This is a genomic window from Methylobacterium sp. E-065 (genome assembly GCF_022829605.1).
Classification (GTDB): Bacteria; Pseudomonadota; Alphaproteobacteria; order Rhizobiales; family Beijerinckiaceae; genus Methylobacterium.
The window spans coordinates 1-12,241 of sequence record NZ_JAKSYD010000175.1 but is presented as its reverse complement, the minus strand read 5'-3'; the positions used below and the strand labels follow the sequence as shown (position 1 = coordinate 12,241).

General features: G+C 68.9%; 9 protein-coding genes. 5 read left to right on the top strand and 4 right to left on the bottom strand.

The annotated features are described in order from the left end of the window. Positions 1-4 precede the first annotated feature (4 nt). Entirely contained in the window at positions 5-1,405 is a 1,401-nt protein-coding gene (locus tag MKK84_RS21990) for a leucyl aminopeptidase family protein (protein WP_243923640.1), read from the bottom strand. A gap of 118 nt (positions 1,406-1,523) precedes the next feature. Between MKK84_RS21990 and MKK84_RS21985 the strand changes: the two genes are divergently transcribed. The 3 genes from MKK84_RS21985 to MKK84_RS21975 all read left to right on the top strand — a co-directional run bounded on the left by MKK84_RS21985 (position 1,524) and on the right by MKK84_RS21975 (position 6,194). Then, entirely contained in the window at positions 1,524-2,324 is an 801-nt protein-coding gene (locus MKK84_RS21985) for a CDC27 family protein (protein ID WP_243923638.1), read from the top strand. A gap of 319 nt (positions 2,325-2,643) precedes the next feature. Further along, positions 2,644-5,343, top strand: coding sequence for an aconitate hydratase AcnA (acnA, locus tag MKK84_RS21980; protein ID WP_243923616.1), 2,700 nt, complete (start codon positions 2,644-2,646; stop codon positions 5,341-5,343). A 164-nt stretch (positions 5,344-5,507) separates the two neighbouring features. Next, positions 5,508-6,194 carry a metal ABC transporter permease gene (locus MKK84_RS21975; protein ID WP_243923607.1) on the top strand — a complete coding sequence of 229 codons (687 nt, stop codon included), beginning with the start codon at positions 5,508-5,510 and terminating at the stop codon, positions 6,192-6,194. 90 nt (positions 6,195-6,284) lie between these two features. On the opposite strand, the gene MKK84_RS21970 is transcribed toward MKK84_RS21975, so the two are convergent. Both MKK84_RS21970 and MKK84_RS21965 read right to left on the bottom strand, forming a co-directional pair. Beyond that, positions 6,285-6,947 carry a 3-oxoacid CoA-transferase subunit B gene (locus tag MKK84_RS21970; protein ID WP_243923605.1) on the bottom strand — a complete coding sequence of 221 codons (663 nt, stop codon included), beginning with the start codon at positions 6,945-6,947 and terminating at the stop codon, positions 6,285-6,287. A 171-nt stretch (positions 6,948-7,118) separates the two neighbouring features. Beyond that, positions 7,119-7,859, bottom strand: a complete 741-nt coding sequence (locus tag MKK84_RS21965) for a CoA transferase subunit A (protein ID WP_243923603.1) — start codon at positions 7,857-7,859, stop codon at positions 7,119-7,121. A gap of 329 nt (positions 7,860-8,188) precedes the next feature. On the opposite strand from MKK84_RS21965, the gene MKK84_RS21960 reads away from it, so the two are divergent. Together MKK84_RS21960 and MKK84_RS21955 are read left to right on the top strand one after the other, a co-directional pair. Continuing rightward, positions 8,189-10,039, top strand: a complete 1,851-nt coding sequence (locus MKK84_RS21960) for an AsmA family protein (RefSeq protein WP_243923601.1) — start codon at positions 8,189-8,191, stop codon at positions 10,037-10,039. Between the two features lie 221 nt (positions 10,040-10,260). Beyond that, entirely contained in the window at positions 10,261-11,040 is a 780-nt protein-coding gene (locus MKK84_RS21955) for a DUF1499 domain-containing protein (protein ID WP_243923599.1), read from the top strand. A gap of 16 nt (positions 11,041-11,056) precedes the next feature. Here the strand turns inward: MKK84_RS21955 and MKK84_RS21950 are convergent, their stop codons facing one another. Then, entirely contained in the window at positions 11,057-11,977 is a 921-nt protein-coding gene (locus tag MKK84_RS21950) for an MBL fold metallo-hydrolase (RefSeq protein WP_243923597.1), read from the bottom strand. Between the last annotated feature and the right edge of the window lie 264 nt (positions 11,978-12,241).

Sequence of the window (12,241 nt, the reverse complement as noted above, 5' to 3'; positions counted from 1 at the left end):
GTGCTCAGACGCCGTAACGCGCCTTCAGCAGCGCGTAGGTGAGCCGCGCGGTCTGGACCTCGCCGCCTTCCGGCCGGCCGGGCTTGGTCGAGGGGTTCCAGCCGTAGAGGTCGAAATGGCCGTGCGCCTTCGTCTTGGGGGCGAAGCGGCGCAGGAACAGGGCGGCGGTGATCGCCCCCGCGAAGGGCCCGCCCGAGACGTTATTGAGGTCGGCCACCTTGGAATCGAGCAGGCTTGCATAAGGCGCATGCAGCGGCATGCGCCAGATCGGGTCGGCGGCGCTCCGGCCGGCTTCCGCGACGGACGCCGCCAGGGCCTCATCCTCTGTGAAGAAGGCCGGCAGGTCCGGCCCGAGCGCCACCCGCGCTGCGCCGGTCAGCGTCGAGTAATCGAGGAGCAGGTCGGGTGACTCTGCCTCGGCCAGCGCCAGCGCGTCGGCGAGAATCAGCCGGCCCTCGGCGTCGGTATTGCCGATCTCGACGCTGAGCCCGGCCCGGCTCGGCAGCACATCGCCCGGCCGGAAGGCGTTACCCGCGACGGCGTTCTCCACCGCGGGGATCAGCACCCGCAGGCGGAGCTTGAGACGCGAGCCCATCACCATGTCGGCGGCGGCCAACGCCGCGGCGGCGCCGCCCATATCCTTCTTCATCAGCAGCATCGCGGCGGACGGCTTGAGGTCGAGCCCGCCCGTATCGAAGGCGACGCCCTTGCCCACGAGGGTCACGCGCGGCGCGTCCTCCGGCCCCCAGGTCAGGTCGATCAGCCGCGGCGCCCGCGGCGAGGCGGCGCCGACCGCGTGGATCAGGGGATAGTCTCGGGCGAGCGCGTCGCCGTCCGTGACCGAGACCGTGGCACCGTGGCACCGGGCGAGCGACCGAGCGGCGGCCTCGATCTCTGCGGGTCCCATGTCGTTGGCGGGCGTGTTGATCAGGTCGCGGCCGAACGCCACCGCGGCGGCGATCCGCTCCACCTCGGCGGCGTCGATGCCCGCCGGCGCCACCAGCCGCGCCTTCGGACCGCTCCCGGACCGGTAGCGGCCGAAGCGGTAGCTGCCCATCAGCCACGCCAGGGCGGCCTCGGCGGGGTCGGGGGCATTCTCCAGGCGGAAGCTGCCCTCCGGCAGCAGCCCCGGCAGCTTGCCGACGATCAGCCGGTCATAGGCCGCCGCCTCGGGATCGCCGAGGCCGAACAGGACCCGGGCGATCCCGCCATCCGGGCCGGGCAGCAGGGCGAGGCTCCCCGCCTTCGGCTTGAAGCCGAGGGCGTCCGCGAAGCGACGTTGGGTCGGGTCCAGGTCTGCCTGCGCCGCGCTCCACGATCGGGTGGTGACGAGCGTCACCGGCACGAAGGGCGAATCGCCGGGCAGGAAGGTGGGGATCGTCGATGGGGACGCGGCCTGGGTCATGGGCCTCTTGCAGGTTGGAGGGCTTAACCGGTGATTAGGGTTAACGCTCTACCACCGGCCGGCCGGAGGGGTGAAGCACAGGCCCGCGCCCTCGGTCTGCCCGGAGGCGCCGCGTACCATGATGACCGCCCTGATCCGGATCGTCCGCCCCGAGATTCCGGCCGGACGCCGCGCCACCCTGGCGATGGCTCTGCTGGCGCTGGGGCTGGCAGGCTGCAATACCTCCGGACCCGAGACCACCGGCTCGATCGGGGACCGCCCGGCGGCGGCCCGACAGAACGTCGAAGCCCTGGCCGAGCGCTTCAATGCCAATCCCGACGATGGCCGCGCGGCGGTCGCGTATGCGCGGGCTCTGCGCGCCAACGACCAGATCAGCCAAGCCTCGGCGGTGCTGCAGCAGGCGGCCCTGCGCAACCCGCGCGATACGTTCCTGCTTGGCGCCTACGGCAAGTCGCTGGTCGAGCTCGGCCGCTACCGCGAAGCGATCGACGTGCTGGCCAATGCCCATTCCCCGGCCGCGCCAGATTGGCGCATCCTGTCGGCCCAAGGCTCGGCTTCGGCCCAGCTCGGTGATCAGGTACGCGCGCAGGGCTTCTACGAGGCCGCGCTCAAGATCCGGCCGAACGAGCCGTCTCTGCTGTCGAACCTGGGCCTGTCCTACGCGCTCTCGCGGAACCTCGACCAGGCCGAGCAGACCCTACGGCTCGCGGCCGACCAGCCGGGCGCCGATGCCCGGGTGCGGGCGAATCTCGCCCTGGTGCTAGGGTTGAAGGGCCGCACCGCTGATGCCGAGGCGATCCTGCGCCGGGACATGAGCCCCGCGGAGGCCGCCGCGAACGTCGCCTCCTTGCGCAAGGCCGCCGCCGAGCCGAATCGGTTGAAGGCGCTGTCGAAGGGCGGCGTGCCGAGCGAGGGGTAACCTCCGGCCAGCTGCTCAACGCGCTTCACCCCAGTCCAGAGGGAACAGGAAGCACGCCTGCCTGCGACCCTGCACCCGCCGACAGGAAAACGCACCTGTCATCGCAACCCGGTAGCGGCCAGATTCGAAAAGTTCTATATCTCTGCTTGGCTGCGCCGCGCGGCATCACGGGCGTCCAAATCGCCCCCGCGCATCGTCTCCTACCCGGGCACTCCCGGGGCGGCGCGCGCCCGTTGGGCGCTACACAGGCCGAACACAAATTCGTAGCGCAGGTCTTGCCTGTGCGTGTTCGACAACCGCAGCGAGGATAGAACCAGCCGTGCCATCACTCGACAGCTTCAAGGCCCGCCAGACGCTCCAAGCCGGCGGCAAGACCTACACCTACTATTCCATCCCCGAGGCCGAGAAGAACGGCCTTGCCTCCGCCGCGGCGCTCCCCTTCTCCATGAAGGTGATCCTGGAGAACCTGCTGCGCTACGAGGACGACCGCTCGGTCAAGAAGGCCGATATCGCGGCCGCCGTCGGCTGGCTTGAGCAGAAGGGCAAGGCCGAGGTCGAGATAGCCTTCCGCCCTGCCCGCGTGCTGATGCAGGACTTCACGGGCGTCCCGGCGGTGGTCGATCTGGCCGCCATGCGCGACGCCATGGTGGCGCTCGGCGGTGATCCGCAGAAGATCAACCCGCTGGTCCCGGTCGATCTCGTGATCGACCATTCGGTGATCGTCGACGAGTTCGGTACCCCGAAGGCGCTGGCCGACAACGTCGCGCTGGAATACGAGCGCAACGGCGAGCGCTACACCTTCCTGAAGTGGGGCCAATCGGCCTTCGACAACTTCTCCGTGGTGCCGCCCGGCACCGGCATCTGCCACCAGGTGAATCTGGAATACCTGTCGCAGACCGTCTGGACGAAGTCCGAGGACGGGTCCGACGTGGCCTACCCGGATTCGCTGGTCGGCACCGATTCGCACACCACCATGGTCAACGGCATGGCGGTTCTGGGCTGGGGCGTCGGCGGCATCGAGGCCGAGGCGGCCATGCTCGGCCAGCCGCTCTCGATGCTGATTCCCGAGGTCGTGGGCTTCAAGCTGTCGGGCAAGCTGCCCGAGGGCACCACCGCCACCGACCTCGTGCTCACCGTCACCCAGATGTTGCGCAAGAAGGGCGTGGTCGGCAAGTTTGTGGAGTTCTACGGCCCCGGCCTCGACGACATGGCAGTCGCCGACCGGGCCACGATCTCCAACATGGCCCCGGAATACGGCGCGACCTGCGGCTTCTTCCCGGTCGATCAGAAGACCATCGACTTCCTGAAGGTCACCGGCCGTGCCGACGATCGGATCGCCCTGGTCGAGGCCTACGCCAAGGCGCAGAGCATGTGGCGCGACGCCCAGACCCCCGATCCGGTCTTCACCGACACGCTGGAGCTCGACATGGGCGAGGTCCGGCCCTCGCTCGCTGGCCCGAAGCGTCCCCAGGATCGGGTGCTGCTGGACGGCGCCAAGCCGGGCTTCGCGGCCTCCATGGAGACCGAGTTCAAGAAGGCCGCCGATCTCGCGCGCCGTTATGCCGTCGAGGGCACCAACTTCGACATCGGGCACGGTGACGTGGTGATCGCCGCGATCACGAGCTGCACCAACACGTCGAACCCCTCGGTCATGATCGGCGCCGGGCTGCTGGCCCGCAACGCCGTCGCCAAGGGTCTGCGCTCCAAGCCTTGGGTAAAGACCTCCCTGGCGCCCGGCTCGCAGGTGGTCGGCGAATATCTCGAAAAGTCCGGCTTGCAGGAGCCTCTGGACGCGCTGGGCTTCAACCTTGTCGGCTTCGGCTGCACCACCTGCATCGGCAATTCCGGCCCGCTGCCGGAGGCGATCTCGAAGGCGATCAACGACAACGACGTGGTCGCTGCGGCGGTGCTCTCGGGCAACCGCAACTTCGAGGGCCGGGTGAACCCCGACGTGCGGGCGAACTATCTCGCCTCGCCCCCGCTGGTGGTGGCCTACGCGCTGGCCGGGTCGATGCAGATCGACATCACCACCGAGCCGCTGGGTCACGATCCCGAGGGCAAGCCGGTCTACCTGAAGGACATCTGGCCTTCTTCGGCCGAGGTGCAGCAGTTCATCGAGGAGAACATCACCTCGGCGCTGTTCAAGTCGCGTTACGCCGACGTGTTCAGCGGCGATCAGAACTGGAAGGATGTCGAGGTCACCGAGGCCGAGACCTTCGCGTGGAACCCCGGCTCCACCTACGTGCAGAACCCGCCCTACTTCGTCGGCATGGAGAAGACCCCGAAGCCGGTGGAGGACATCGCGGACGCTCGGATCCTCGGCCTGTTCCTCGACTCGATCACGACCGACCACATCTCGCCCGCGGGCAACATCCGCGCGGCCTCGCCGGCTGGCGCGTATCTGCAGTCGCATCAGGTGCGCGTGCAGGACTTCAACCAGTACGGCACGCGGCGCGGCAACCACGAGGTGATGATGCGGGGCACCTTCGCCAATATCCGCATCAAGAACCAGATGGTGCGGGACGAGACGGGCAACGTGGTCGAAGGCGGGTGGACGCTGTTCCAGCCCTCGGGCGAGAAGATGTTCATCTACGATGCGGCGCAGAAATACGCCGAGCAGGGCACGCCGCTCGTCATCTTCGCCGGCAAGGAATACGGCACCGGCTCGTCGCGCGATTGGGCGGCGAAGGGCACGAAGCTGCTCGGCGTCCGCGCCGTGGTGGCGGAGAGCTTCGAGCGCATCCACCGCTCGAACCTCGTCGGCATGGGCGTGGTGCCGCTGGTGTTCCAGGGCGAGACCTCCTGGGACTCGCTCGGCCTCAAGGGTGACGAGACCGTCACCATCAAGGGCCTGTCGGGAGAGCTGAAGCCGCGCCAGACGCTGATCGCGCAGGTCAAGTCCGCCGACGGTTCGGTCAAGGAGGTGCCGCTCACCTGCCGGATCGATACGCTCGACGAACTGGAATACTTCCGCAACGGCGGCATCCTGCCCTACGTGCTGCGCACCCTGGCGGCCTGATCCACCGGGCGGCCCCAGAGCCGCCCCCTTCACACGATACGAGGCGGCGCAGTATCGGCGCCGCCTTTTTTGTTACTCCAGCTGAGGTATTTCACTTGCGCGCAACCTTGTTTGGCGCGCGCAAGGCACCATAATCCGGGTCCTGTATTCAGAATGGGACTTCGATGAAGCACCTCAGCAAGACCCTCGTTGCCGCCGGCCTCACAGCCCTGCTGTCGAGCGCTGCCTTTGCCGCGCAGGTCGAGCGCGTCCGCGGCACCGTCGACAAGGCCGATGGCAACACGGTCACGATCAAGACCGACGACGGCAAGTCCGAGACCGTCGATGTCTCCGGCGCCAAGTTCGCCTGGGTGGTCCCGTCGAGCCTCGACCAGATCAAGGACGGCGTCTTCATCGGCACTGCGACCAAGGGCGAGAACCCGATGACCGCCCTTGAGGTGGTCCTCTTCCCCGAGGCGATGCGCGGCACCGGCGAGGGCCATTACGGCTGGGATTCGATCACCGACCAGACCGCGGGCGCCGGCGCCAAGGTGAAGAGCGCGATGACCAACGGCACAGTCAAGGCCGAGACGTCGAACGCCCCGAAGGTCAAGAGCGCGATGACCAACGGCACCGTGAAGGCCGACAAGGCGGCCACCGGCGGCGAGCGAACCCTGACGGTGAGCTACGGCAAGGACGGCTCCAAGGAGATCGTGGTGCCGGCCTCGGCGCCGATCGTGGCCTTCCAGCCGGCCGACAAGGCGATCCTGACGCCTGGCTCCAAGGTCTTCGCCGTTGTCGCCAAGGACGGTGCTAAGGCCGAGGGCAAGCTGGTGGCGGTCGGCAAGGATGGCCTGACCCCGCCGATGTAAAACGAAACGGCCCGCCCGACGGGATGCGTCGAGCGGGCCGCTGACGAGCTGAAAACTGCTCGGCGGCATCGCGCGCCGAGCATTCCCGTGTCAGCCTTTTAGAGCTACCGAAAAATCCGCCTCAGTTTTCGACCGGATCTCGTCTTCGATGACGCCGTCGGCCAGCTCGATGAGCGTCATGCCGCCGTCGCCCTTCTTGTCGATCTCGAACACGCCGAGATCGGTGATCACGAGATCGACGACCTGGGTCCCGGTCAGCGGCAGGTCGCAGGCCTTGAGCAGCTTGGCGCTCTCCGTGCCGTCCTTGTTCTTGGCGACGTGCTCCATCACTACGACGACGCGCTTCACGCCCGCCACGAGGTCCATGGCGCCGCCCATCCCCTTCACCATCTTGCCGGGGATCATCCAGTTGGCGAGGTCGCCATTGCCGGCCACCTGCATGGCGCCGAGGATCGACAGGTTGATGTGCCCGCCGCGGATCATCCCGAAGGAATCGGCCGAGGAGAAGTAGCTGGTGGTCGGGAGGGCGGTGATGGTCTGCTTGCCGGCGTTGATCAGGTCAGGGTCCTCCTCGCCCTCGTAGGGGAAGGGGCCCATGCCGAGCATGCCGTTCTCTGACTGGAGCTGCACCGACATGCCGTCGGGGATGTAGTTCGACACCAGTGTCGGGATGCCGATGCCGAGGTTCACGTAGAAGCCGTCCTGCAGTTCCTTGGCGGCGCGCGCCGCCATCTGCTCGCGGGTCCAGGCCATGATGGTCTCCTGATAGCGTGGTGCGCTCACGCGCGGCCGGATCTGGCTTTCCCCTCCCCCTTGCGGGGAGGGGTTAGGGGTGGGGGTGGTTCAGGCGGCACCGAAACGCTCAATCCTGCACCACCCCCACCTCCGGCTCCTACCCACAAGGGGGAGGAGAGAAGCATGCCGCTAGTGCGTGCCGCCGCCGGCCGCCGCGGCCGGGGTGCTGTCGCCGCGCTTGCGCGTCGTGCGCTGCTCGATGCGCTTGTCGCGCACGCCCACGTCGACGATGCGCTTCACGAAGATGCCCGGGGTGTGGATCGTGTCGGGGTCGATCTCACCCGGCTTCACGAGGTGCTCCACCTGCGCCACCGTCATCTTGGCGGCGGTGGCCATCATCGGGTTGAAGTTGCGGGCGGTCATCCGGTAGCGAAGGTTGCCCTCGGTGTCGCCCGTATGGGCATGGACCAGGGCGAGGTCGGCGAACAGGCCACGCTCCATCACGTACTGCTCGCCGTCGAACTCCCGCACCTCCTTGCCCTCGGCAACCTTGGTGCCGACGCCGGTCTTGGTGAAGAAGGCCGGGATGCCGGCGCCGCCTGCGCGGATGCGCTCGGCCAGCGTTCCCTGCGGGTTGAACTCAATCTCCAACTCCCCGCCGAGGTACTGGCGGGCGAATTCCTTGTTCTCGCCGACATAGGACGAGATCATCTTACGCACCTGTCGCGTGTCGAGGAGCTTGCCGAGGCCGACGCCGTCGATGCCGGCATTGTTCGAAACGACGGTAAGACCCTTGACGCCCGAGAGGCGGACCGCCTCGATCAGCTCGTCCGGGATGCCGCACAGGCCGAAACCGCCGCACATCACCATCATGTCGTCGTGCAGGAGGCCGGCGAGCGCTGCGGCGGCATCCGTGTAGACCTTCTTCATCGAACCGTCCTTTCCACGCCGGCCGCGACCGGCCGCACCTGGGCTACATCCGCGAAGCGCGCGTTTCCTCAGCGCCTGCTGTTCCCGATTCCGGGAGCGAAATCCAGTGCTGCACTGCGTGAGCTCGTACGCTCCCGGGTATCCGTAACGCCGGTTGCGTGCGGGCACGGGACGGTGCCCCGAGAGGCCCCCACGCAAGGCCAGCAGACAAATCCCGCCACGGACGCTAAACAGGCGTCTCGACATGCAGTCCCTGCCGGGCCGTGGCGGCTCGGCGAGCTGGCGCGGCACCCGGCTTCGGCCGCATCCGCGGTCCCGTTCAGAGTCAGATGTCGCTGCGCCGCCCGATCGTCCTCTTCGTTCCCGTGACTCTCGTCGCCGTCGGGCTCGGCCTGCACGACTGGCCGATCGATAGCGGCCGGGCGCAGGCCTTCGCGAAGCGCGCGTTCGCGGATTATGGTCTGACCCTGAGCGTCGAGGGTCCTGCCCATCTGACGCCGCTGCCCCTGCCCAAGCTCAGCTTCGAACGTGTGCGCATCGCCACTGACGGGGGTGGTCCGCCCCTGGTGGAGGAGGGGCGCCTCGGCATCGACCTCGATCCCATCGGTCTCCTGACCGGTCGCGCGGCGGCCGGTGGCCTGCATCTCGCAGAGGGAGTCCTGTCCGGGGGAGCCGCGGAGTGGAGCGGCGTCCTGGCTCGCCTCGCCGAGCGGGCTCGATCCGGCGCGACGGCCCATCCCACCCGGCTCACCGTCAGCGGCGGGCGTACCGGGGATGGCATGGCCCGGGACATCGACCTCGACCTGTCGTGGCCGTCTTGGAGCGCGTCCACCGAGGGTAGCGCGCGCCTGACGTGGCGGGACGTGCCGACACAGTTCACGGTCGCGCATCTCCGCCTGAACGACGTCGTTCTCGGCCGGCGCAGCCCGATCACCGGCGCGGTGACGTGGCCGAATGGCAGCCTCGCGATCGACGGTACGGTGGAGGCGGCCGTGGCGGGGTCCGGATGGCCCAGTCTGGCCGGGCAAATGCGCGGCGAAACCCGATCCCTGCCGGAGAGCCTCGCCTGGGTCGGCCTGAAGGTACCCCTGTCGCGTCTCGCCGGGGTGTTCTCGCTCGCCGGCTCGTTCGAGACGACGGACCGATCCGTATCCTGGACCCGCCTGCAACTCGGGCTCGGTCGGAACATGCTGGAGGGCGCGGGCGCCGTCGTGCTGGGTCCCGGCCCCGCTCCGCGTCTCTCGGTGCAGGCGACGCTTGCCGCCGAGACGCTCGACTTGGGCCCCCTGGCGGATGACGCCGGGCTGCTCCTTGGATCCGACCCCGTGCCGATGGCCTTGGCGCCGATGACCGGGGGCGACCTCGATCTGCGCCTTTCGGCCACCGCAGGCCAAGCCGGATCTGTCGCGGTTCAGGATCTTGCGGCGAGCGTTCTCGTGCGGGATGGCGCGCTCGAAATTGCGGTGAACCGGGCACGGATCCAGGATGGCTTGGTCAAGGGCCGCGTGACACTCGCGCGTGGCGCCGATTCGGCCGAGACCGAGATGCGTCTGCAGGGTAGCCTCGACCGGGTCGATCTCGGCGGTCTGCTGGGCGGGATCGGCGGCGCGCGTTGGCTGGTTGGCCCGGCCCAGGGGCAATTCAACCTCGAGGCCAGCGGGCGCGACACGGTCGCGTTGCTCGGGCATCTCGGAGGCCGAGCCGCGGTCACCGTCGCGAGCGGGGCGATCACGGGTCTCGATCTCGCCGATGTCGTCCACCGCAACGGCGTTGTGGCCGCCGGAGCGCTGGCGCGACGCAACGGCCGGACGGCCATCGAGCGCGCCGCCGTCACGGTCCGGTTCACGGACGGGGTCGGCGAGATCGTCGAGGCGGGATTGCTCGGGCCGAACGTGGGCGCGAATGTGCGTGGGCACGTTTCGCTGCCGGGGCGGCGGCTCGATCTCCGGGGCGATCTGGCCCTGCGCAGTCCGGCCGATCCGTCCCGCGGCCTGTTATTCGCGGTTTCGGGGCCATGGACTGCTCTGGGCGTCCGAACTGCCGCCCATGTCGAGGGGCCGGATGCGGTCACCCTGGCGGGGGAGGGGGCGTCGCCAGCAGCCTTCGGACCGCCTGACCTGCAGGGTCTGGCCGCGGGTGCGCAGGACCTGCCGGTGAATGCGCGCGCTTACGCACCTTGAGTTTCCTCCAGAGTGCACGGCGGCGCACCGTGACAGGGGCATCGCGTGGCCCGAAGCAACGCGCGCATTCTAAGATGAGGGGTCCGACGGCCGTTCCGGCGTTTCCCGGTTCTCCATCGTGTTCCGCGATCACGTCGGTGAAGCGCGCTTTCGGTCGCGTCGCGATGGCGTCGCGGACGGTCAAGCTCTAGGATCGAGCCTTGACCCCAACCATGAGTGCCATGCGTCGCCTGCTCATCGAGGAACCCGTCACCCGCGCCGGGCCGCTGGCTCAGCGCCTCGCCGTGTTCTCCATCGTGGCCACTGGGATCGCCCTGATCGTCGTTCGGGATCCGCGCGCCGACACGGACGCTGCGCTTGTCGCTCTGTTGGCCGGGCTCGCTGTCGCGCTGGCCGCGATCGTCGCGGCGGTGTTCGCGTTCGTGCGGGTCTGGCGCGAGGGTGCGCGCGGCTTTGGTGCCGCCCTGGCCGGGCTGATCCTGGCGCTCGTGGTGCTGGGCTACCCCGCTTATCGCGGACTTCGTGGCCTGCGGCTGCCGGCCCTGTCGGACGTCACCACCGATATCGACAATCCGCCCGCCTTCTCGCGTTCGCGCGCTGCGTTCGCGGCCCGCAACGGCCGGTATCCGCCGGATCCGAGCAGTTCCCTGCGCGAGCGGCAGCGGGACGCCTATCCGCAGATCGCCCCGCTGACCCTCGATATCGGGGCCGACGCAGCATTCGAACTGGCCCGTCAAGCCGCGCTGAAGCGCCACTGGCAGATCGTCGAGGCGATCCGGCCGGGCGGTCGCACCGGCAACGGCCGGATCGAGGCCGTGGCGCGCGGCCTCGTGCTCAACCTGCCCGACGATGTGACCGTCCGCATCCGCCCCCGCGCCGACGGGGCGCGGATCGACGTACGCTCGGCATCCCGGCTCGGCGGGCGCGACTTCGGCGGGAATGCCGACCGGATCCGCACCTATCTCGACGACGTCGCCAACCTCGCCCTCGCGATGAAATAATTCGGTTCGGCGCGGCTCAAGCCGGCGTGAAGGTGCCGTCCAGCCGCGGCGCCCCGTCGGTCACCACCAGCCCGCGCCCGACGAGATCCTCGAGATGGGCGAAGACCGAAAGCGCTGCGGCGCCGCGCAGGCGGGGATCGAGGTTCCGGTAAATCGCCGCGACGATCTGCGCGATACCGGTATCGCCGCCAGAGAGCCGCGCCCGAATCGCGGCCTCGCGCTGGCGACGATGACTGGCCAGCCCGCGGAGGAAGCGCGCCGGCTCGCGGACCGGGCCGCCATGGCCTGGCCAGTAGACCGTCTCGTCGCGTCCGCGCAGCTTCTCCAGCGACGCCATATAGGCCCGCATCGCGCCGTCCGGCGGCGCCACGATGGTGGTCGACCATGCCATGACGTGGTCGCCCGAGAACAGGGCCTGCGCCTCCGGCAACGCGAAGGCGAGGTGGTTCATGGTGTGGCCCGGGGTTTCGACCGCCGCCAGGGTCCAGCCGGGGCCCGAGACGCGGTCCCCCTCCACCATGACGCGGTCCGAGGCGTGGGCGCGGTCGGCGCTGGCGTCGAGCAGCGGCGCCTCGTTCTCCGACAGGGCCCGTGCCGCGCGGTGCGGGCCACATCCGATGACTGGCGCACCGGTTCGCGCAGCGAGGAGCCGCGCGCCCGGCGAGTGATCCCTATGGGTGTGGGTGACGACGATCGCGGTGATCCGTTCGCCGGTCAGGTCCGCGAGCAGCGCGTCGATGTGCCATGGATCGTCAGGGCCGGGATCGAGGACCGCAACCTCGCCCACGCCGATCACGTATGTGCAGGTGCCGCTTGCCGTGAATGGACCGCCGTTCGGCGCGATCCGACGCCGGATCAGCTTTGCGACCGTCTCCAGCCGCCCCGGGGTGGGCATCGATGAGTCGAGGGTCAGTCTGCTCTCGTCCGCGTCCGCCATCGCTGCCCCGCACGCTGGTTCGGGGATTCTTGAACGTAACCCGAGGGCGTTGCAACACCGCCGAGCCACGATCCTCGGGGATGTCCCCGCAGCGCGGATCGGGTCACGTCCCCCAGTCGGCCGTTTAGCAGGCTGCTGCAAAAGTCGCTGGCGGCTTGTCTGGTGAGATGATTCACTCTGTCGGGGAGATCGGCGGGGTTTGAGCGATGCGCGGGCGTGAAGAGGGATCGGCCAACCTGTTCAGCTACGTCCGGCTTGAGGACC

What these genes read in the sequence shown, in the direction of transcription:
- MKK84_RS21990 (WP_243923640.1), bottom strand. Translation starts at nt 1,405, where the DNA reads ATGACCCAGGCCGCGTCCCCATCGACGATCCCCACCTTCCTGCCCGGC.
- MKK84_RS21985 (WP_243923638.1), top strand. Translation starts at nt 1,524, where the DNA reads ATGATGACCGCCCTGATCCGGATCGTCCGCCCCGAGATTCCGGCCGGA.
- MKK84_RS21975 (WP_243923607.1), top strand. Translation starts at nt 5,508, where the DNA reads ATGAAGCACCTCAGCAAGACCCTCGTTGCCGCCGGCCTCACAGCCCTG.
- MKK84_RS21970 (WP_243923605.1), bottom strand. Translation starts at nt 6,947, where the DNA reads ATGGCCTGGACCCGCGAGCAGATGGCGGCGCGCGCCGCCAAGGAACTG.
- MKK84_RS21965 (WP_243923603.1), bottom strand. Translation starts at nt 7,859, where the DNA reads ATGAAGAAGGTCTACACGGATGCCGCCGCAGCGCTCGCCGGCCTCCTG.
- MKK84_RS21960 (WP_243923601.1), top strand. Translation starts at nt 8,189, where the DNA reads ATGTCGCTGCGCCGCCCGATCGTCCTCTTCGTTCCCGTGACTCTCGTC.
- MKK84_RS21955 (WP_243923599.1), top strand. Translation starts at nt 10,261, where the DNA reads ATGCGTCGCCTGCTCATCGAGGAACCCGTCACCCGCGCCGGGCCGCTG.
- MKK84_RS21950 (WP_243923597.1), bottom strand. Translation starts at nt 11,977, where the DNA reads ATGGCGGACGCGGACGAGAGCAGACTGACCCTCGACTCATCGATGCCC.